Here is a 20,426-nt window from a genome sequence, read left to right as displayed (position 1 = left end):
CTGTAGGAAGGCGCGCAGATAGCTGCACGAAGAAGCCTTTTATGAATCAGAATAAACCATGCAACTTGCCCGATTATTCCGGGACTAAACACCATCACATTTATAGTTAAGGAGTGCGGGACAGATGGATTCAGCCAAGGAACTTCAAGGCCGCATTCTTTTAGTGGATGACGAATCCGCGATCCTGCGCACCTTCCGCTATTGCCTGGAAGATGAGGGCTACACCGTCGCCACCGCGAACAGCGCCGCCCAGGCCGATGCCCTGATGCAGCGTCAGGTGTTCGACCTGTGCTTCCTCGACCTGCGCCTGGGCGAGGACAATGGCCTGGACGTGCTGGCCCAGATGCGCGTGCAGGCTCCGTGGATGCGCGTGGTGATTGTGACCGCCCATTCGGCCGTGGATACCGCCGTGGACGCCATCCAGGCTGGCGCCGCCGACTACCTGGTCAAGCCTTGCAGCCCCGACCAACTGCGCCTGGCTACGGCCAAACAGCTGGAAGTGCGTCAGCTCTCTGCGCGGCTGGAAGCGCTGGAAGGCGAGGTGCGCCAGCCCAAAGACGGCCTGGACTCCCATAGCCCGGCAATGATGGTGGTGCTGGAAACCGCGCGGCAGGTGGCCGGGACGGACGCCAATATCTTGATTCTCGGCGAGTCCGGCACCGGTAAAGGTGAGTTGGCCCGGGCGATACACGGCTGGAGCAAGCGCTCGAAGAAGTCCTGCGTGACCATCAACTGCCCGTCACTGACCGCCGAACTGATGGAAAGCGAACTGTTCGGCCATAGCCGCGGCGCATTCACCGGCGCCAGTGAGAGCACTCTGGGCCGAGTGAACCAGGCGGACGGCGGTACGCTGTTTCTCGACGAGATCGGCGATTTCCCCCTCACGTTGCAACCCAAGTTGCTGCGGTTTATCCAAGACAAAGAGTATGAGCGCGTGGGCGACCCGGTCACCCGCCGCGCTGACGTGCGCATCCTCGCAGCCACCAACCTGAACCTGGAAGACATGGTGCGCGATGGCCGTTTCCGTGAAGACTTGCTCTACCGTCTGAATGTCATCACCTTGCACTTGCCCCCGCTGCGCGAACGCAGTGAAGACATCCTGACCCTGGCTGACCGCTTCCTTGCCCGCTTCGTCAAGGAATACGCACGCCCGGCGCGCGGCTTCAGCGATAATGCCCGCGAAGCGCTACTGAACTACCGCTGGCCCGGCAATATTCGTGAACTGCGCAACGTAGTGGAGCGCGCCAGCATCATCTGCCCCCAGGAGAAGGTTGAGATCAGCCACCTGGGGATGGCTGAGCAACCGGCCAACAATGCACCGCGTATCGGGTCGGCTTTGAGCCTTGACGAGCTGGAGAAAGCCCATATCGGCGCCGTACTTGCGACCAGCGACACACTGGACCAAGCGGCCCGCACACTCGGCATCGATGCGTCGACGCTGTACCGCAAACGCAAGCAGTACAACCTTTGAACAGGACCTTATGAAGCTCGCGATGAAACTGCGCACCCGGTTATTCCTGAGCATCTCAGCCTTGATTACCGTGGCTTTGCTGGGGTTGGTCCTGGGCTTGGTCAGCGTCATGCAAATGGCCAAGACCCAGGAATCGCTGATCCGCAGTAATTTCATCACCCTGGACCTGGGGCTCAAATTGCGTCAGAGCCTGGGCGACCAGTTGATCATGATGCTGGAGAAGCGTCCCGACCCAGACGCCCTGCAAGCCTCCAAGCAGCATTATTTCGATCTGTTGGACCAGGGCATCGCCCATGAGCAGGTCGACGGCAAAAACCATGGTTTCAGCCAGGCACGCTCGGACTACCAGAATCTGCTCAAGGCGTTTGACCAATCCCAGCAGACATCACCGCCTGCGGGCAGCAAGGAAAAACTCACCGAGACCTTCAACATACTGCGCAACGGCTTGATCGCCGACCACAAGCGGGCCCTGGAAAATATCAGTACCAGTGAGCATAAATCCCGTGAGCGCGCCCTGTTGATAGCGGGCCTGCTCGGGCTGGTAGGGCTCGCGGTGCTGATCATCGGTTTCGTCACGGCCCATGGCATCGCCCGGCGTTTCGGTGGTCCCATCGAGGCCCTGGCCAAGGCCGCCGACAAAATCGGACAGGGCGACTTTGAAGTCACGCTGCCGATCTCCTCCGCAGCGGAAATGAACCTGCTGACCCGCCGTTTCGGCATCATGGCCGAAGCGTTGCGCCAACATCAGGCTACTAACATCGATGAGCTGCTGGCCGGCCAACAGCGCCTGCAAGCGGTGCTCGACAGTATCGATGACGGCCTGTTGATGATTGATCGCCAAGGCTGCCTGGAGCACCTCAACCCTGTAGCGCAGCGCCAATTGGGTTGGGATGAGGAGCGGCTGGGTCAAGGCCTTGGTGAAGCCATGGGTCGTGCGGAAATGGATGAACAGCTGCAACTGGTGCTGCGCGGCGGCAACCTGGAGCGGGCCCCGGACGATCTGGAGGTGGAAGTCGAGGGTGAGTTGCGCCTGCTGACCTACAGCCTGACCCCGGTCAGCCATACACAGGGGCACATTCTCGGGGCCGTGATGGTGCTGCATGATGTGACTGAACAGCGCGCCTTCGAACGGGTGCGCAGCGAGTTCGTGTTGCGCGCCTCCCATGAGCTGCGCACGCCGGTTACCGGCATGCACATGGCCTTCGGCTTGTTCCGTGAGCGGGCCAAGTTCCCACCGGACTCCCGCGAGGCGGACCTGCTGGATACGGTGAATGAAGAAATGCAGCGCCTGATGCAGTTGATCAACGACCTGCTCAACTTCTCGCGCTACCAGAACGGCCTGCAAAAACTCACCCTGGGCACGTGCGATGTCACCGACTTGCTGGAGCACGCACGGGCTCGGTTTGCTGAGCCTGCGAACGCCCAGCACATTGAGTTGCTGGTAGAAGCTCAACCTGAGTTGCCACGGCTGTATGCCGACCAAGTGCAACTGGAGCGGGTGCTCGACAACCTGCTGGGCAATGCCCTGCGCCACACCGCCGAAGGCGGGCAGATTCGTCTGCAGGCACGACGGCATGGCGAGCGGGTGATTATCAGCGTCGAGGATAACGGCGAAGGCATTGCCTACGGCCAGCAAGGGCGGATCTTCGAACCCTTTGTACAGGTGGGCCGCAAGAAAGGCGGTGCGGGCCTGGGGTTGGCACTGTGCAAGGAAATCGTGCAATTGCACGGCGGCCGCATGGGTGTGTACTCACGGCCAGGGCAGGGTACGCAGTTCTATATGGCATTGCCCCTGTAGGAGCGAGCTTGCTCGCTCCTACCTGTACACCATCAGCGGTGATTCAAGGCCCTCAGGATCGCGGCGCTTTCAGCATCTGGGGTGCCGTCAAACAATGACGGGCGAAAGCGCATCTGGAACGCAGCGATGACGTGCCTTGTGGCCACATCCAGCTCACCGGTCTGCGGCGTCTGATAGCCCAGGCGCGCCAGCTCTTCCTGGAACCAGGTAATGCTCGGCAACTGCGCGGCGTACTGCACCTGGAACCGGGCCACTGCCTGGGCATCCGGCCACACGGCCAGACCTTCTGCCGCCAAGCGCTTCCAGGGGAACAAAGGGCCTGGGTCCAGCTTGCGCAGTGGGGCAATGTCGCTGTGCCCGATGATGTTCTTGGGGTCGATGCCATTGCGCTTGCTGATGTCCTTGAGCAGCACGATCAGCGACTGCACCTGCGCTTCGGAATACGGGTACCACACACGCCCAGTCGGCGTATCACTGAACCCTGGGTTGACGATCTCGATGCCGATGGAGCTGGAGTTGAGCCAGGTGCGCCCCATCCACTCGCTTTGCCCGGCGTGCCAGGCGCGCTGGCTTTCATCTACCAGCTTGTAGATGGTGCCGGAGGCGTCGTCGCCGATCAGGTAATGGCTGCTGACCTGGCCATGGGTCAACAGCGCCAGGGAACGTTCAAGGTTGGTCGAGGTGTAATGCACCACAACGAACTGCACGCGGTTGTCGTGGTTAACCGAAGGATGGCTGGTGTTCAGGCGCGGGCCACTGGCGCAGCCGGCGAGCAGAAGAAACGCTAAAGCGATATACAAGGATTTCATGGCGAGAGGCATTACACTGAAAGACGATAATGCAACAGTGTAACGTAAGGTTCATGGCTAGGCGGTCAAATCACAAAATGGAACATCTTTTATGCCGCCTGCACCTGATTACGCCCCGCAGCCTTTGCCCTGTAGAGTGCCTCGTCGGCACGCTTGAGCGCCAGGTCACTGCGCTCGCCGGCCTGAAACTGCGCCACGCCCATGGACACCGTGATCGTTACCGGCTCGCCCTTGAAGTGGAACGGGCACGCTGCAATGGCCTCACGCAATACTTCACCTACGGCCAGGGCATCCGCCAAAGCTGAGTCGGGCATGAGCAGCACAAACTCTTCACCCCCAAAACGCGCGATGAAGTCCGTCGGCCGCAGGCGCTTGCTCAGCACATTGGCGATGATCTTCAAGACTTTGTCCCCTGCCAGGTGACCGTAGCCGTCGTTGATGCGCTTGAAGTGGTCCAGGTCGAGCATGGCCAGCGACAGGCTGTTACCCCGCTGATGCCAGGCGTTGACCTCGTAATCGAGGCGTTCGCTCCACGCCGCACGGTTGGGCAGCCCGGTGAGCGGATCGATCAAGGCCTTCTGGCGCTGCACCTCCAGGTGCTCGCGGTAGCCCTGGGCCTCCTGCTCCATATGGGCCACGCGTTCAGCCAGGCCTTTGAGGCGTGCGGCCACTTCCTGTTCGCGCAGGTCACGCTGTTGCTGGTGTTCATCCATGGTGCCGAGCAAGCCTTCAAGGTGGCTTTCGAGCACCTGCTTGAGGCTGTCCAGGTCGGCGGCGTCCTGCACGCTGCTTTGCAGGCCGTCGACCTGCTCGCGAATCTGTGTGTCCAGCTCCCGTGCGGCCAGGCTGCTGTCGGCGTGCCCCTCGCTGGCGACCTGCAGATGACCCTGGAATGCCTCGAGACGCTCGTTGAGCTGCTTGAGATAAGCCTCGAACTCATGCTGGCCACTGTCGGTGACCGCCAGCATCAGCACGGCCAGGTCATCCAGGATCGGCAGCAGTTCGTACCAATTCAAACCATGGGCGAGACGCTCACGCATCGCCTCGGCCTGGGGCTGGTGACGTTCGGGCAGGGAAAGATCTTCCAGCAGGCCGAGCAAAGTGCCTTCAATGTGCTTGGCCACCGAGCTGTAGGACGGTTCAGGAGAATCGGGCAGGGCGTAGGCGCCGTCCGGTTGCAGTTCGTCGGGCTCGGGGCTTTCCAGCACAGGGGGCAGCGACAGGCTGCCGATGGTGGTCTCATCCGGTGTTTCGACTGGAGCCGGCGGCGGTTCGATAAAGGCAGCGAGTGCGCTTTCGTGAGCAGGCTCCGCAACCGGTGGCGCCTGCACGTCGGGCTCCGGTAATTGCGCAGGCGCAATCGACAGCAGCTCTGGAGCGTCGAATACCGGCGTTTCGCTGGCGACCTCTTGCCCTTCGGCCGCTGCAACAGGCGCAGCCTTCAAGGCCACGGGTGTGGGTGACAGCGGTGCAAAGGCACGCAAGGCTTGGGTCAGCTCTTCCGATTGCGCAGGTTCTTCCGGTTCGGGTGCGGGTTTGGGCGCTGCAGGCTTTGGCGCTGCCAATTGCATTGCCGGCAGTGGCTCAGCGTCAACCGGGAGTGCTTCACTGGCGGCCTCCTTACTACCGAACAGGCGTTGCAACAGGCCCGGGCCTGGGCGTGCGGTATCGCCTTCAGGCTCCAGATTATTCAGCGCCTGCCCCTGCAGGCTGCTCAGCTCACTGAGTAGCAGGGGCATCTCCCGCGCTTGTGCCACGCGACCATCGAGTTGCTTGGCGAAGGTTTTCAGCGGGCGAGCCACCTCGCGGGGCAACGGCAGCTTTTGCAACTGGGTGACCAAGGCGGTGAGCGCGGTGCTGATCTGGTCGACACGGGTTTCGCGGCGCTGCTCCGAATCCAGCACGGCCTTTTCCAGGCGCGGCAGTAAAGCGGCGAGGGCAGCATCCATGTCGTCCGTGCGCACGACATCGCGCATTTCCTTCATGCATTGATCGACGGCGCGGTCGGTGCCTTCGGCGGCCAGCGTGCTGCGCACCAGCCCGCGGCGCAGCAAATCGAGGCGGGCAGCCCAGCGGCGTTCGAGTTTGTCTTGTTGCTCGATGCTCTGGAGGTATTTCTCTTTCCAGCGCTGGGCGTCGTCGCTCATGCAAGGGGTCCGCGAGGGCCTGGGCTCAACGCGGGTAATGCATCAGCCGTGAGCGAACCCGGCAGACGAATCTCTACCGCGACCGGCAGGTGATCGGAAATGGGCTGCGCTAGCACCTGCACACTTTCCAGTGTGAGGCTTGGGCTGAGCAGGATATGGTCAAGACAGCGCTGCGGGCGCCAGCTGGGAAACGTGGCTTCGACTTGCGGCGCCAATAACCCCAGGTCGCGCAGCGGAGAATTCTGCAGCAGGTCGTTGGCATGGGTGTTCATGTCACCCATGAGCACCTGATGCTTATAGTTGCCAATCAATTCACGCACGTAGGCCAGTTGCAGGTTGCGCGTACGCCCCCCGAGGGCCAGATGCATCATCACCACCACCAAGGCTTCCGGGCCTTCGCCAAAACGCACAAGGATCGCCCCGCGCCCTTTGGGGCCTGGCAGGGGGTGATCTTCAATTGCAGTGGGTTTGAGACGGCTGAGCACGCCGTTGCTGTGCTGTGCCAGGCGCCCTAGATTACGGTTGAGTTGCTGATACCAGTATGGAAAAGCCCCCAACTGAGCCAGGTGTTCCACCTGGTTGATATAGCCGGAGCGCAGGCTGCCGCCGTCGGCTTCCTGCAGGGCGACCAAGTCGAAGTCACTTAGCAGGTCGCCGATTTTCTGCAGGTTACCGGTACGCCCCTTGTGGGGCAGCAGATGCTGCCAGCCACGCGTGAGGTAGTGCCGATACTTCTCGGTACTGTTGCCCACCTGGATATTGAAGCTGAGCAGGCGCAAGCGGCTGTCTGCCGGCAGGCCCGTGGACTCCAGGTGATGCTCGTTGACCTGCGGTTCATGCAGGCCAACGACACGCTCGGTACCCCAGCGGCGCATGGCGAGCCCCTTACTTGGCAGCGCGTTCTTTGGCAATCAGTTGGTCAGCAACGTTCAGGGTCGCTTCAGGACCACCGGTGCTGCCCAGGTCGAAACGGTATTTGCCGTTGACGATCAGAGTTGGAACGCCTTGCACGCCGTACTTCTGCGCGAGTTCCTTGGCCTGTTTGATCTGGCCCTGGATAGCGAAGGAGTTAAAGGTCGCCAGGAACTTGTCCTTGTCGACACCTTGAGTAGCAACGAAGTCAGCCATTTCGTCCGGCTTGGTCAGGCGCTTGCCTTGTTTCTGGATCGCTTCAAAGACAGCGTTGTGGACCTTGTGCTCAACACCCATGGCTTCCAGGGTCAGGAACAGTTGGCCGTGGGCGTCCCATGGGCCACCGAACATGGCAGGAATGCGACGGAAGTTAACGTCCTTGGGCAGCTTTTCAGCCCATGGGTTGATAGTCGGCTCGAAGGCGTAGCAATGCGGGCAGCCGTACCAGAACAGCTCCACCACCTCGATCTTGCCGGGTACCGCAACCGGAACCGGGTTAGCCAGTTCAACATAGGTTTTACCGGCTTCAAGCGGCACATCGGCAGCTTGAGCGGTCATGCCGAAGAGGCTGGCAGTGACGAGAGCGGCGCTGAGGATCAGATTACGCATGCTTTACTCCTGGACAAATAAAGTCGCCTCACGCGACCTTTGTTGTGACAGGTCTACGCGGACATGAGTTCGTTAGTGTAACGGCAGCGGCCACAAAAAAGGGCGGCCTGAGCCACCCTTTTTATGCTTGCATCGCGGGATTAATCGAGCGTTAACGCCCAGCCCCGTCAATGCAGGCCCTGGATATAACTGGAGAGGGCTGCGATGTCTTCGTCGCTCAGCTTGCGAGCGATAGTGCGCATGGTCATGGCGTCCCCATCGTTGGCCCGGCCGGCTTCTTCTTTGCGGAAGTCGGTCAACTGTTTGGCGATGTAGGTGGCATGCTGGCCGCTCAGGTGCGGGAAGCCTGCGGCAGCGTTGCCTGCGCCATTGGGCGAGTGGCAACCGGTGCAGGCGGGCAAGCCTTTTTCCAGGTTACCGCCACGGAACAACTGCTCTCCGCGGGCGACCAATTTAGGATCGGCAGCTCCCACGCTACCCTTCTGGCTGGCAAAATATGCCGCAAGGTCCGCCAGGTCCTGATCGTTGAGATTGGTCAGCATGCCGGTCATTTCCAGCACCGTGCGCTTGCCGTCCTTGATGTCGTGCATCTGCTTGCTCAGGTAGCGTTCACCCTGGCCGGCCAGTTTGGGGAAGTTCGGCGCCGGGCTGTTACCATCCGGCCCGTGGCAGGCACCACACACGGCGGCCTTCGCTTGACCGGCAGTGGCATCACCTTTGACGGGGCCCTCTGCAGCGACGGCAGCGCCTGTGATGCCCAAGGTCAACAGCAGACTCACGATCAGTTTGTTCATCAGCTAATCCAACTACGGCTAAGGGTTTAAGAGTTATCTACCGGGTTTACTCACCATCAAATCAATGACGGCCTGGTAATCCTCAGTACTGCAGTCCATGCACAAACCACGCGGCGGCATTGCCTTGAAACCCTGGGTCACGCACTGCGTCAGCCTGACCATGCAAACTCGGTTGATCCTGTGTAGCCTGAGCGCCGTAAAGCGGAATCAGGGCAGCAGAAGCGAGCAACCGTCGGTCCATACATCGACCTATTCAGGGTTTGAGAGCGTTTTGCGTTCTAATGCGCAATAAAGGTCTTTCGCTCCCGTGAACCTCATCCTTCGCTGGGACAAAGCACACACAAAATCTGCGGCATTATATACTGGCGCTACTGAAACGGAAACGACACCGCTTGCCGCACCCTTTCTCGGCACCGCCCACATCGGAAATCTCATGCAACTCAAGAACCCCATCCTCGGCCTGTGCCAACAGTCCACCTTCATGCTCAGCGCCGCCAAAGTGGACCAATGCCCCGATGACGAGGGCTTTGAAGTCGCCTTTGCCGGCCGTTCCAACGCCGGTAAATCCAGCGCACTGAACACCCTGACTCACGCCAGCCTGGCGCGCACCTCGAAAACCCCGGGCCGCACGCAACTACTCAATTTCTTCAAGCTAGACGATGATCGGCGTCTGGTCGACCTGCCGGGCTACGGTTATGCAAAAGTACCTATCCCGCTGAAGCTGCATTGGCAGCGTCACCTTGAGGCTTACCTGGGCGGTCGCGAGAGTTTGAAGGGTTTGATTCTGATGATGGATATCCGTCATCCAATGACCGACTTCGACTTGCTGATGCTCGACTGGGCTGTCGCCAGCGGCATGCCGATGCACATTTTGCTGACTAAGGCCGACAAGCTCACCTACGGCGCAGCCAAGAACACGCTGCTCAAAGTGCAGTCCGAAATCCGTAAGGGCTGGGGCGATACCATCACGATTCAGCTGTTCTCTGCCCCCAAGCGCATGGGCCTGGAAGAAGCCTACACCGTACTGGCCGGCTGGATGGAATTGGCGGACAAGGGCGCAGAAATCGCCGAGTGACCTTTCTGCGGGCAAAAAAAACCCCGGACTTCTTTTGGGGAGGGGAAGTTCGGGGTTCAAGTTCCGGACCGCTAGGGCGGGGTCCAGAATTATCTGCCAACACTTAACACAACATAGGAGCATTGAAGGGCTTCACCACCCATTCAGTAACTCTGAGTGGCAGTTCACAGGTTAAGTTCCGACAGGCTCAAAAAACTATTGGAAATAACTGACGACGGTTTCCGATCTAAACCGCTTCGCCACCACTGACGGTGATGGCGAAGCCGCGGAATCAGTGCGCCTCGTCCCAGTTATCGCCCACGCCTACGTCCACCACCAACGGCACGTCCAACTGAGCCGCTGCGCTCATATGCTCGCGAATCTTCTCGCTGACCTGCGCGACCAGGTCTTCACGCACCTCCAGCACCAATTCGTCGTGCACTTGAAGGATGACCTTGGCATCCAGGCCCGACTCGGTCAGCCAGTTATCCACCTGCACCATGGCTTTCTTGATGATGTCCGCCGCCGTGCCCTGCATCGGCGCGTTGATCGCTGTGCGCTCGGCCGCCGCGCGCTCCTGGGGCTTGTTGGAGTTGATATCCGGCAAGTACAGGCGCCGCCCGAAGAAGGTTTCGACATACCCCTGATCCGCCGCCTGGGCGCGGGTGCGCTCCATATATTCGCGCACCCCTGGATAGCGAGCGAAGTACACATCGATGTAAGCCTTGGCGGTCTTGGTATCGACGCCGATGTCCTTACCCAGCTTCTGGGCGCCCATGCCGTAAATCAGGCCGAAGTTGATCGCCTTGGCGCTGCGGCGCTGGTTGGACGTGACCTCATTCAACTCGACCTTGAACACTTCGGCCGCCGTGGCCGTGTGCACGTCCAGGTCATTGCGGAAGGCGTTCATCAAGCCTTCGTCCTTGGACAAATGCGCCATGATCCGCAGCTCGATCTGCGAATAGTCCGCCGCCAGCAGCTTGTAGCCCTTGGGCGCGACAAACGCCTGGCGAATGCGCCGCCCCTCGGCGGTACGCACCGGAATGTTCTGCAGGTTCGGATCGCTGGAGGACAAGCGCCCGGTCGCCGCGACGGCCTGATGGTAAGAGGTATGAATACGCCCGGTACGCGGGTTGATCTGTTCCGGCAGGCGGTCGGTATAGGTACTTTTGAGCTTGCTCATGCTGCGGTACTGCATCAGTACCTTGGGCAACGGAAAATCATCTTCGGCCAGTTTGGCCAACACTTCCTCAGCGGTGGATGCCTGGCCCTTGCCGGTTTTTTTCAGCACCGGCATGCCGAGCTTCTCGTACAGGATCGCCCCGAGCTGCTTGGGCGAGCCCAGGTTGAATTCTTCACCGGCGATCTCGTACGCCTGGCGCTCCAGCTCGACCATCTTGTTACCCAGCTCGATGCTCTGGATGCCGAGCAGGTCCTTGTCCACCAGTGCGCCCTGGCGCTCGATGCGTGCCAGCACCGGCACCAGCGGGATCTCAATGTCCGTCAGCACACTGGCCAGGCTCGGGATTGCCGTCAGCTGCGCGTACAGGTGCTGGTGCAAGCGCAAGGTCACATCGGCATCTTCGGCCGCGTAAGGGCCGGCTTGCTCAAGGGCAATCTGGTCGAACGTGAGTTGCTTGGCACCTTTGCCGGCGATGTCCTGGAAACTGACCGTGTCGTGGTCCAGGTATTTCTTCGCCAGGCTGTCCATGTCATGCAGCGTCGCGGTGGAATTGAGCACGTAGGATTCGAGCATGGTGTCGAAGGCGATGCCGCGCACGGTAATGCCCTGTGCAGGGTCGCCGCCAATGGCGCAGTTGGCCAGGATGTTCATATCGAACTTGGCGTGCTGGCCCACCTTGAGTTTGGTCGGGTCTTCCAGCAGCGGTTTCAGGGCCAGCAGAACGGTGTCGCGGTCCAATTGATCCGGCGCGCCGATATAGGAATGGGTCAGCGGGATGTAGGCGGCTTCATGGGGCTGCACAGCAAACGAGACCCCGACCAATTGCGCCTGCTGGGCGTCGATGCCGGTGGTTTCGGTGTCGAAAGCAAACAACGGCGCATCGTGGAGTTTTTTCAGCCACACGTCGAAGGTAGCCTGGTCCAGAATAGTGGTGTAAACCGCCTCTACCGGTACTGATACAACAGCCTCGACCGGCATTTCGGCGGCAGGCGCAACCTCGCTCGCCGACTTGAGCTCGACACGCTTGGCATCGCGCTGGATTTCGTCGTACCAGCTCTTGAACTCAAGCAGCGTGTACAGCTCCAGCAGCTTTTCGCGATCCGGTTCGATCAGGTGCAAGTCATCCAGCCCGATATCCAGCGGCACATCGATCTTGATCGTCGCCAACTGATAGGACAGGAATGCCATCTCCTTGTGCTCCTCCAGCTTGGCCGGCAGGGTCTTGGCCCCACGGATAGGCAGGGTCGGCACAATATCCAGCTGCTCATAAAGCTCTTTGAGGCCGCCATTGACCCCTACCAGCAAGCCGGAGGCGGTCTTGGGGCCAATGCCCGGAACGCCGGGAATGTTGTCGGACGAATCCCCCATCAACGCCAGATAGTCGATGATCTGCTCCGGAGCGACGCCGAATTTCTCCTTAACGCCCTCGATGTCCATCGAGCTACCGGTCATGGTGTTGACCAAGGTAATGTGGCCGTCCACCAGCTGCGCCATGTCTTTGTCACCGGTCGAGATCACCACCGGGCGGCTGGCGGCCGCGCTGCTGCGGGCCAGGGTACCGATCACGTCATCGGCCTCGACGCCCTCGACGCACAGCAACGGGAAGCCAAGAGCGATCACGCTTTGATGCAGCGGCTCGATCTGCAGGCGCATGTCATCAGGCATGCTCGGGCGGTTGGCTTTGTATTCGGCGTACATCTCATCGCGAAAAGTCCCACCCTTGGCGTCGAAAACCACCGCAAATGGGCTGTCCGGGTACTGCTTGCGCAGGCTTTTGAGCATGTTCAACACGCCCTTGACCGCACCGGTGGGCAGGCCTTTGGAGGTGGTCAGCGGCGGCAGCGCGTGGAAGGCGCGATACAGATAAGAAGAACCGTCCACCAGGACGAGGGGCGCTTGGCTCATGAGCAGGATCAACCTTTTCGGCGGGTCAGGCGCTAGAATAGCCGGACCAATGAAAACAAAGGGACAAGGTTATCATGCGTACATTCAATCGCCTGCTGTTGACCGGTTTGATTGCACTCGCTCCGATGGCTGCCATGGCGGCAGACAGTGCCCCTGGAGGTGATCCGGAAGTTACCATTCGCACGGAAGGCGACAAAACCATCCAGGAATACCGCCAAAACGGCTTTCTGTACGCGATCAAGGTCACCCCGAAGGGCGCACCACCGTACTTTCTGGTACGTGCGGACGGCACCGACGCGAATTTCATCCGCTCTGACCAGCCGGATATGCTGATCCCGTCATGGAAGATCTTCGAATGGAAATGATTTCTTAATTTTAACCGGCGCTGCCCACCGTAGCGCCCGTAACGGCAGTTTTAACCATGTCTGTGTTCACCCCCCTGGCTCGGCCCGAGCTGGAAACCTTTCTCGCCCCTTATGGGCTCGGCCGCCTGCTTGATTTCCAGGGGATTGCCGCCGGCAGCGAAAACACCAATTTCTTTATCAGCCTGGAGCAGGGCGAGTTCGTCCTGACCCTGGTTGAGCGTGGCCCGGTGGCAGAAATGCCGTTCTTCATCGAACTGCTCGACGTGCTCCACGACGCCGACCTGCCTGTGCCGTACGCCCTGCGTACCACCGACGGCATCGCTTTGCGCGAACTCAAGGGCAAACCGGCCTTGCTGCAACCGCGCCTGGCGGGCAAGCACATCAAGGAGGCCAATGCACAGCATTGCACCCAGGTTGGCGAACTGCTCGGCCACCTGCACTTGGCCACCCAGGGCGAAAAGGTACTTGAACGCAAGACCGACCGCGGCCTGGATTGGATGCTCTGCGAGGGCGCGCAACTCATTTCGCACCTCAACGAGGCCCAGCAACGCCTGTTGCGCGATGCGCTGGCCGAGATCGACGCCCACAAGGCCGACATTCTCGGCCTGCCGCGGGCGAATGTGCACGCCGATCTGTTTCGCGATAACGCGATGTTTGAAGGCACGCACCTGACAGGCCTGATCGACTTCTACAACGCCTGTTCGGGGCCGATGCTCTACGACGTGGCCATCGCATTGAATGACTGGTGCTCGGATGCCGATGGCGTGATTGACGGTCACCGTGCCCGGGCGCTGCTGGGCGCTTACGCGGGGCTACGGGGGTTTACCGCGAAGGAAGCCGAGCTATGGCCGACCATGCTGCGCGTGGCGTGCGTACGGTTCTGGCTGTCCCGGCTGATCGCGGCCGAATCATTTGCAGGGCAGGATGTGTTGATTCATGACCCGGCTGAGTTCGAGCACCGCTTGGCGCAGCGTCAACAGGTCACGGTCCACCTGCCGTTCGCACTTTAAAAGACCGACTCGGCCAATGTGGGAGCTGGCTTGCCTGCAATAGCAGTATCGACTGACACTGCGCTATCGCGGGCAAGCCCACTCCCACAGGGGTTTTGTGTTACCTGTTAGAGCGACTCCAGGCAACCGGCCAGATCATTGCCGAGCTTTTCCAGCACCTGCTCATAACCCTGCGCGGTAGCCGGCGTATAGCCACCCAACGCATCCAATTCCGCCAACTTCACCGGCAACCCGGCCACCAGGGTTTCGGCCAACCTCGGTCGCAATGGCGGCTCGCTGAACACGCAAGTCTTGCCCACTTCCTGCAAACGCGCGCGCATCGCCGCTACGTGCTGCGCGCCCGGCTGCACTTCGGCGGCCACGCTGAACACGCCAGCATGCTTCAAACCGTACGCCTCTTCGAAGTAGTCAAAGGCTTCGTGAAACACGAAATAAGGTTTGCCATCAACGCCCGCCAAACGCTGCTTCAGGCGCGCATCCAGCGCGTTCAGGCGTTCTTCGAAGGCCTTCGCATTGCTCTGATAACGCTCGGCATTGGCTGGGTCGGCAGCGCTAAGATCGGCCGCCATCCGAATGGCGATCACACGTGCATTGACCGTGGACAGCCACAGGTGCGCATCCACACTGCCTGGGCGGTGATCGTGATCATGTTCGTCGGCTTCATCGGCATGAGAGTGGCTATCTTCGCCGAAAATGCGCAGTTTCATACCTGGCAGGTCCTGCACGGCCACCGTTGGCGCCGTACGGCCTTTGAGCACACGCGGCAAAAACGTTTCCATGTCCGGCCCGATCCAGTACAGCAGGTCCACCGACTGCACACGCCGTACGTCGGATGGGCGCAAAGCGAAGTTGTGCGGCGACGCCCCCGGCGGCAGCAATACCTCCGGAACAGCCACGCCGTCCTGCACGGCAGCGGCAATCAGTTGCAAGGGCTTGATGCTCGTCAGCACCTTGACCTCGGCCTGAGCGGCACCCGCAACGAACAAACTGGTGACAAATACGACAAAAACGGGAAAAAGTCGGGACACGATGACCACTCGATGGCGTAGGAACGGGTAACATAATAACGTCTCTATCAAATATCTGTCGCCGCTCATGCCTAAAACACCGCTTGCCAGCCGTCCCCACGACCACTCTCACTGCGTGCACACCGCATTGTCAGAGGCCGACACCCTGTGCGCAAAGAAAGGCTTGCGCCTGACCGCCTTGCGTCGCCGGGTGCTGGAGCTGGTGTGGCAGAGCCACAAGCCTTTGGGCGCGTACGACATTCTCGGCGTCCTCAGCGAGCAGGACGGCCGCCGCGCCGCGCCGCCCACCGTTTACCGTGCGTTGGATTTCCTGCTGGAAAACGGCCTGGTGCACCGTATCGCCTCGCTTAACGCCTTTGTCGGTTGCAACCACCCGGAGCACGCGCATCAGGGCCAGTTCCTGATCTGCCGCGAGTGCCACGCCGCCATTGAGCTTGAACAAAAAAGCATCAGCGACGCCATTATCAAAAGCTCTGCCGACGTCGGCTTCAAGGTCGAAGGGCAAACGGTCGAAGTGGTCGGCCTGTGCGCAGGCTGCCAGGGGGTTTGATGAGCAATGCGTTAATCCGCCTGGAGCAGGTCGGGGTCACGTTCGCCGGGCAAAACGTGCTGGAGAACATCGCACTGAGCGTGGAACCGGGGCAAATCGTCACCCTGATCGGCCCCAACGGCGCCGGCAAAACCACCTTGGTGCGCGCCGTGCTCGGGCTGCTCAAGCCCCACAGCGGCACGGTTTGGCGCAAGCCCAAGCTGCGCGTGGGCTATATGCCGCAAAAGCTGCATGTGGACCCGACATTGCCGCTCTCCGTATTGCGCTTCCTGCGCCTGGTGCCTGGCGTAGACCGCGCCCGCGCCCAGGCTGCGCTTAAGGAAGTCGGCGCCGAACACGTCATCGACAACCCGGTGCAAAGTATTTCCGGCGGCGAAATGCAGCGCGTGCTGCTGGCCCGCGCCTTGCTGCGCGAGCCCGAGCTGCTGGTACTCGATGAGCCCGTGCAAGGCGTCGATGTCGCCGGCCAGGCCGAGCTGTACAGCCTGATCACCCGCCTGCGCGACCGCCATGGTTGCGGCGTACTGATGGTCTCCCACGACTTGCACCTGGTCATGAGCACCACCGACCAAGTGGTCTGCCTCAACCGCCACGTGTGCTGCTCCGGCCACCCGGAACAGGTCAGTGGCGACCCGGCGTTCGTGGAACTGTTCGGCAAGAACGCCCAGAGCCTGGCGATCTACCATCACCACCATGACCACGCCCATGACCTGCATGGCGCCGTCGTCGATACCCCCCACGTTCATGGAGATAGCTGCAAGCATGGCTGATTTTCTGCTCTACGCCCTGCTGGCAGGCTTGGCTTTGGCACTGGTGGCGGGCCCATTGGGCTCGTTCGTGGTCTGGCGACGCATGGCCTATTTCGGCGACACCTTGTCCCATGCCGCCTTGCTGGGCGTGGCCATGGGCTTTCTGCTGGATGTAAGCCCGGCCATCGCCGTGACCGTCGGCTGCCTGCTGCTAGCCGTACTGCTGGTGACCCTGCAGCAACGCCAGCCACTGGCCTCCGACACCCTGCTGGGCATCCTCGCACCCAGCACCTTGTCCCTGGGCCTGGTGGTGCTGAGCTTCATGCATGAAGTGCGCATCGACCTGATGGCCTACCTGTTCGGTGACCTGCTGGCGATCAGCCCGACCGACCTGGCCTGGATCCTCGGCGGCAGCGCTGCGGTGCTGGTGTTGCTGGTGGCCCTGTGGCGCCCGTTGCTGGCGATCACCGTGCATGAAGAACTGGCCAAGGTAGAAGGCTTGCCCGTCGCAGGCCTGCGTATGGCCTTGATGTTGCTCATCGCCGTGGTGATTGCTGTCGCGATGAAGATTGTCGGCGTATTGTTGATCACGTCGCTGCTGATCATTCCAGCCGCCGCCGCCCAGCGCCACGCTCGCTCTCCGGAGCAGATGGCGATTGGCGCCAGCCTCCTGGGGATGCTTGCAGTGTGTGGTGGCCTGGCGCTGTCCTGGTTCAAGGACACACCGGCCGGGCCGTCGATTGTGGTTACGGCGGCCGCCCTGTTTCTGCTGAGTTTTGTCCTGCCCCGTCGAGGGGTGTAGACTTGCTCGCTTTTTGCGCAAATAGAGAGTCGCAGGAATGAAGCCGTTCACCTCCCGTTATCTGCTCCTTGCCGCATTTTCACTGCTGCTGGGCGCCTGCCAAAGTACGCCGCCCGCTGCCCCCCAGGCTCCGGATCCGCGGGCTGCGGCCATCGCGCAGCTGGAACAAAACCTGGCCAGCAGCGAATTGGCCACCGCCGAAGACCAACTGGCTGCACTACAGGCCCAATCGCCCAGCGACCCGGCACTAGAGGCCTACCAGCGTCAATTGGCCGAAGCCTACCTGCAGCGCAGCCAGATCGTGCTGCAAAAAGGCGACGTCAACGCGGCCGCCACGGCCCTGAGCCGTGCCCGCGCCCTGATGCCCAAGGCGCCTGCGCTGACCGGTGGCGTCAACAGCGCCATCAGCCATGCGCGCAAAGCCGAATTGGACCAGGCAGAAGCTGCGTTGAAAGCCGCTGAGGCCAAGCCTGCCGCCAAGGTCATCGACCCGGCAGCGCCAAGCACCACCGTGGCGCTGAACCTTGCGGATGTTGAAGACATGCGCCATCAGTTGGACGCCATCGCCACCGATGTGGTGAATTACCAGTGCGACGTCAGCATCCAGGTGCCACGCACCCAGGATTACCCGTGGCTGGCCACGTTACTGACCAAGCGGGTCAAGCGGATTGATTCGGGGTATGACCTGAAGATTCACCGGCAAATCCTGAAACATATTCCGGCGCAGGTTGTGCTGATTCCGCGCAAGGCGGATTAAAAGCATCGCAGGCAAGCCAGCTCCCACATTTGAGCGGTGTGGGAGCTGGCTTGCCTACGATGACGATCTAACAAACAACCGATAAGTTAAGCCGGAATCGCCTTGGATTTCGGCTCACGCTCCCACACTCGATGCTGGGCAATGGCCGCAAAGAAGGCCTTGAACGCCTTGGCATCCGCGCCCACGATCAACCCCGCATCCGCTTCCAGCTTCAGCAGGTCCAGCAACGGCTTCACATCGCTGGCTACCGCAATCGCCTTCAGGTGTTTGTAGGCTTCCAGTACGTAATGCAACGCCACGCCATCACCGCTCAGCGCCTTCACGGACTCTTTGCCACCCGGGATAAACACTGCGTCGAAGGCAATGGACGGCATGCCTTCCATCGAGGCGTCGACCGGCAGCGTCTTGCCCTGCGCGGTGGTCACCGGCGCCGAAGTAGGCCCCAGCAACTTGGCATGGGCACCTTCAGCTTCAAGCGCGGCTTTTAACGCGTCAATGGCCGCACCATCAACGCCGTTGGCTGCCAGAATCGCCACTTTGCGCGTTTTGATATCGCCCGATAGCAAATTCACCTGGCTCAAGGCTGGCGATTCTTTCAACGAGGTTTCACGGGCAGGCACGGTGCCCTTGGTCGGCGCCGGCAAGCCCAGGTTCTGCGCAACGCGCTTGGCCAGCTCCAGGTCGATATTGGCCAGGATCTCGTTGACCTGGCGCGCACGGATGAACTCGCGCTCCACCTTGCCCAGCTCAAAACTGTAGGCCGCGATAATGTGCTCTTTCTCGTGGTGGCTCATGCTGTTGTAGAACAGCGTCGCCTGGGAGAAATGGTCACCGAAGGATTCGCTGCGCTCACGCACTTTGTTGGCATCGACGCGCTCGTAGTAGGACTCAAAGCCACCATCGGTAGGACCAGCAGGGGTTTCTTTCGGCCAACCACCATCAATAGAGTTTGGCTCGTAGGACGCACGACCCTTATCAATCACGGTGCGATGCTGAGCGTCGCGCTGGCCGTTATGAAAAGGCACGACAGGCCGGTTGATTGGAATCTCATGAAAGTTCGGCCCGCCCAGTCGGCTGATCTGGGTATCGGTGTAGGAAAACAGACGGCCCTGCAGCAATGGGTCGTTGGTGAAGTCGATGCCCGGCACGATGTGGCCCGGGCAGAACGCAACCTGCTCGACTTCAGCGAAGAAGTTGTCCGGGTTACGGTTGAGCACCATTTTGCCCAGCGGCGTGATCGGCACCAGTTCTTCTGGAATGATCTTGGTCGGGTCGAGCAAGTCGAAATCAAACGTGTGCTCGTCTTCTTCGGCCACGATCTGTACGCCCAGCTCCCACTCGGGGTAATCGCCGCTTTCAATCGCTTCCCACAGGTCACGACGGTGGTAGTCCGTATCTTTACCGGCCAGCTTTTGCGCCTCATCCCATACCAGCGAGCAGGTGCCGACTTTTGGACGCCAGTGGAATTTCACGAAGCTGGACTTACCTTCGGTATTGATCAAACGGAAGGTGTGTACCCCAAAGCCCTGCATGGCGCGCAGGCTTTTTGGAATGGCGCGGTCGGACATGGCCCAGATCACCATGTGTGCGGATTCCGGTTGCAGCGAGACAAAGTCCCAGAACGTATCGTGGGCCGAACCGCCGGTAGGAATCTCGTTATGAGGCTCGGGCTTCACCGCGTGGACGAAGTCAGGAAATTTGATCGCATCCTGGATGAAGAACACCGGCATGTTGTTGCCCACCAGGTCGAAGTTGCCTTCGTCGGTGAAGAACTTCACGGCAAAACCGCGCACGTCACGCACGGTGTCGCCGGAACCACGCGGGCCCTGCACCGTGGAAAAACGTGCGAATACCGGAGTTTTATGCTCAGGCGTGCGTAGAAAACCGGCCTTGGTCAGTGCCGAATGGTCGCCGTAACTCTGGAAATAGCCATGGGCCCCCGTACCACGGGCATGCACGATGCGCTCGGGGATACGCTCATGGTCAAAGTGCGTGATCTTTTCACGCATGATGAAGTCTTCCAGCAGCGAAGGGCCGCGGGCGCCGACTTTCAGGCTGTTTTGGTTGTCGGAAATCTTCACGCCCTGGTTGGTGCGCAGGGCCTGGCCGGTTGCATCAGAACGGAATTCTTCCAACGCCTGCAGTTTGGCGTTGGTATTCCCTCGGTCCAGGGTATCAGTGCCCGCGAGTTCACTCTTCGGCGGGGTGGCTGGCTTCTTGGTACTCATCAGTCAAAACTCCTTAGTCAAAGTGGCCAGAGCGGTCCCCGGCTCGTTTGAGCGAAACCCCAGGCACGGCACCCGGGACATCGAATTGCTTATGTAGTGACTGATGGGGTTTTGGGCCGTTCCTTTTTTATGACCTTTGGTCTCGTTATTGCCAAATCGCTGGATGGATACGAAATAAATGCTAAGAAACACTAGATGGACAGGCTAAAATGCGCGCCCGGCTAACCGCTGATCCCTTTTCAATGCGCCCCACAA

Annotated in this window: 17 protein-coding genes and 1 pseudogene; 9 read left to right on the top strand and 9 right to left on the bottom strand. The window is 60.5% G+C overall.

Features of this window, described 5'->3' with window-relative positions:
- The first annotated feature begins 124 nt into the window (after positions 1 to 124).
- Positions 125 to 1,471, top strand: coding sequence for a sigma-54-dependent response regulator transcription factor AlgB (gene algB, locus GIV35_RS06765; protein WP_034129241.1), 1,347 nt, complete (start codon positions 125 to 127; stop codon positions 1,469 to 1,471).
- Between the two features lie 10 nt (positions 1,472 to 1,481).
- On the top strand, positions 1,482 to 3,269 hold the full coding sequence (locus tag GIV35_RS06760) for an ATP-binding protein (RefSeq protein WP_054897229.1): 1,788 nt from the start codon (positions 1,482 to 1,484) through the stop codon (positions 3,267 to 3,269).
- A gap of 32 nt (positions 3,270 to 3,301) precedes the next feature.
- Here GIV35_RS06760 and GIV35_RS06755 read toward each other — a convergent pair whose 3' ends face one another.
- The 6 genes and pseudogenes from GIV35_RS06755 to GIV35_RS06730 form a co-directional block, all read right to left on the bottom strand.
- Complete coding sequence (locus GIV35_RS06755; protein ID WP_034129239.1) at positions 3,302 to 4,078, bottom strand: N-acetylmuramoyl-L-alanine amidase; 777 nt, start codon at positions 4,076 to 4,078, stop codon at positions 3,302 to 3,304.
- 89 nt (positions 4,079 to 4,167) lie between these two features.
- Positions 4,168 to 6,225, bottom strand: a complete 2,058-nt coding sequence (locus GIV35_RS06750) for a GGDEF domain-containing protein (RefSeq protein WP_236264634.1) — start codon at positions 6,223 to 6,225, stop codon at positions 4,168 to 4,170.
- On the bottom strand, positions 6,222 to 7,100 hold the full coding sequence (locus GIV35_RS06745; RefSeq protein ID WP_003187377.1) for an endonuclease/exonuclease/phosphatase family protein: 879 nt from the start codon (positions 7,098 to 7,100) through the stop codon (positions 6,222 to 6,224). Before GIV35_RS06745 ends, GIV35_RS06750 begins: the two co-directional genes overlap by 4 nt.
- 10 nt (positions 7,101 to 7,110) lie before the next feature.
- The gene (gene dsbA, locus GIV35_RS06740; RefSeq protein WP_003187375.1) at positions 7,111 to 7,746 is read right to left on the bottom strand and encodes a thiol:disulfide interchange protein DsbA; all 636 of its coding nucleotides are present in this window, start codon (positions 7,744 to 7,746) and stop codon (positions 7,111 to 7,113) included.
- Positions 7,747 to 7,913: 167 nt separating this feature from the next.
- The gene (locus tag GIV35_RS06735) at positions 7,914 to 8,540 is read right to left on the bottom strand and encodes a c-type cytochrome (RefSeq protein WP_198715734.1); all 627 of its coding nucleotides are present in this window, start codon (positions 8,538 to 8,540) and stop codon (positions 7,914 to 7,916) included.
- Positions 8,541 to 8,573: 33 nt separating this feature from the next.
- Positions 8,574 to 8,781: pseudogene (locus GIV35_RS06730) on the bottom strand (cytochrome).
- 192 nt (positions 8,782 to 8,973) lie between these two features.
- Here GIV35_RS06730 and yihA point away from each other — a divergent pair.
- Complete coding sequence (yihA, locus tag GIV35_RS06725; RefSeq protein WP_003187369.1) at positions 8,974 to 9,615, top strand: ribosome biogenesis GTP-binding protein YihA/YsxC; 642 nt, start codon at positions 8,974 to 8,976, stop codon at positions 9,613 to 9,615.
- Between the two features lie 271 nt (positions 9,616 to 9,886).
- Here the strand turns inward: yihA and polA are convergent, their stop codons facing one another.
- Positions 9,887 to 12,682 carry a DNA polymerase I gene (gene polA, locus GIV35_RS06720; RefSeq protein ID WP_236264114.1) on the bottom strand — a complete coding sequence of 932 codons (2,796 nt, stop codon included), beginning with the start codon at positions 12,680 to 12,682 and terminating at the stop codon, positions 9,887 to 9,889.
- 74 nt (positions 12,683 to 12,756) lie between these two features.
- On the opposite strand from polA, the gene GIV35_RS06715 reads away from it, so the two are divergent.
- Together GIV35_RS06715 and GIV35_RS06710 are read left to right on the top strand one after the other, a co-directional pair.
- Positions 12,757 to 13,047, top strand: a complete 291-nt coding sequence (locus tag GIV35_RS06715; RefSeq protein WP_016978788.1) for a DUF2782 domain-containing protein — start codon at positions 12,757 to 12,759, stop codon at positions 13,045 to 13,047.
- 56 nt (positions 13,048 to 13,103) lie between these two features.
- The gene (locus GIV35_RS06710) at positions 13,104 to 14,057 is read left to right on the top strand and encodes a homoserine kinase (RefSeq protein ID WP_105225299.1); all 954 of its coding nucleotides are present in this window, start codon (positions 13,104 to 13,106) and stop codon (positions 14,055 to 14,057) included.
- A gap of 107 nt (positions 14,058 to 14,164) precedes the next feature.
- Here GIV35_RS06710 and GIV35_RS06705 read toward each other — a convergent pair whose 3' ends face one another.
- Entirely contained in the window at positions 14,165 to 15,094 is a 930-nt protein-coding gene (locus GIV35_RS06705; protein ID WP_105225298.1) for a zinc ABC transporter substrate-binding protein, read from the bottom strand.
- Between the two features lie 58 nt (positions 15,095 to 15,152).
- Here GIV35_RS06705 and zur point away from each other — a divergent pair, with 58 nt between their 5' ends.
- From zur to GIV35_RS06685, 4 genes are read left to right on the top strand one after another with little or no spacing between them, the layout of a single operon-like run.
- Positions 15,153 to 15,635 carry a zinc uptake transcriptional repressor Zur gene (zur, locus tag GIV35_RS06700; RefSeq protein WP_014716336.1) on the top strand — a complete coding sequence of 161 codons (483 nt, stop codon included), beginning with the start codon at positions 15,153 to 15,155 and terminating at the stop codon, positions 15,633 to 15,635.
- Positions 15,635 to 16,405, top strand: a complete 771-nt coding sequence (gene znuC / locus GIV35_RS06695) for a zinc ABC transporter ATP-binding protein ZnuC (protein WP_003187361.1) — start codon at positions 15,635 to 15,637, stop codon at positions 16,403 to 16,405. Before zur ends, znuC begins: the two co-directional genes overlap by 1 nt.
- Positions 16,398 to 17,186, top strand: a complete 789-nt coding sequence (znuB, locus tag GIV35_RS06690) for a zinc ABC transporter permease subunit ZnuB (RefSeq protein WP_034129232.1) — start codon at positions 16,398 to 16,400, stop codon at positions 17,184 to 17,186. The genes znuC and znuB overlap by 8 nt, the downstream gene beginning before the upstream one ends.
- Positions 17,187 to 17,223: 37 nt before the next feature.
- Positions 17,224 to 17,943: a PA5502 family lipoprotein gene (locus GIV35_RS06685; protein ID WP_105225297.1), complete on the top strand. Its 720-nt coding sequence runs from the start codon at positions 17,224 to 17,226 to the stop codon at positions 17,941 to 17,943.
- 86 nt (positions 17,944 to 18,029) lie between these two features.
- On the opposite strand, the gene katE is transcribed toward GIV35_RS06685, so the two are convergent.
- Positions 18,030 to 20,171: a catalase HPII gene (katE, locus tag GIV35_RS06680; protein WP_198715737.1), complete on the bottom strand. Its 2,142-nt coding sequence runs from the start codon at positions 20,169 to 20,171 to the stop codon at positions 18,030 to 18,032.
- Between the last annotated feature and the right edge of the window lie 255 nt (positions 20,172 to 20,426).

This window comes from Pseudomonas sp. PA-1-6B (assembly GCF_021609545.1).
Classification (GTDB): domain Bacteria; phylum Pseudomonadota; class Gammaproteobacteria; order Pseudomonadales; family Pseudomonadaceae; genus Aquipseudomonas; species Aquipseudomonas fluorescens_BV.
This window is presented reverse-complemented; position numbering and strand designations above follow the sequence as displayed.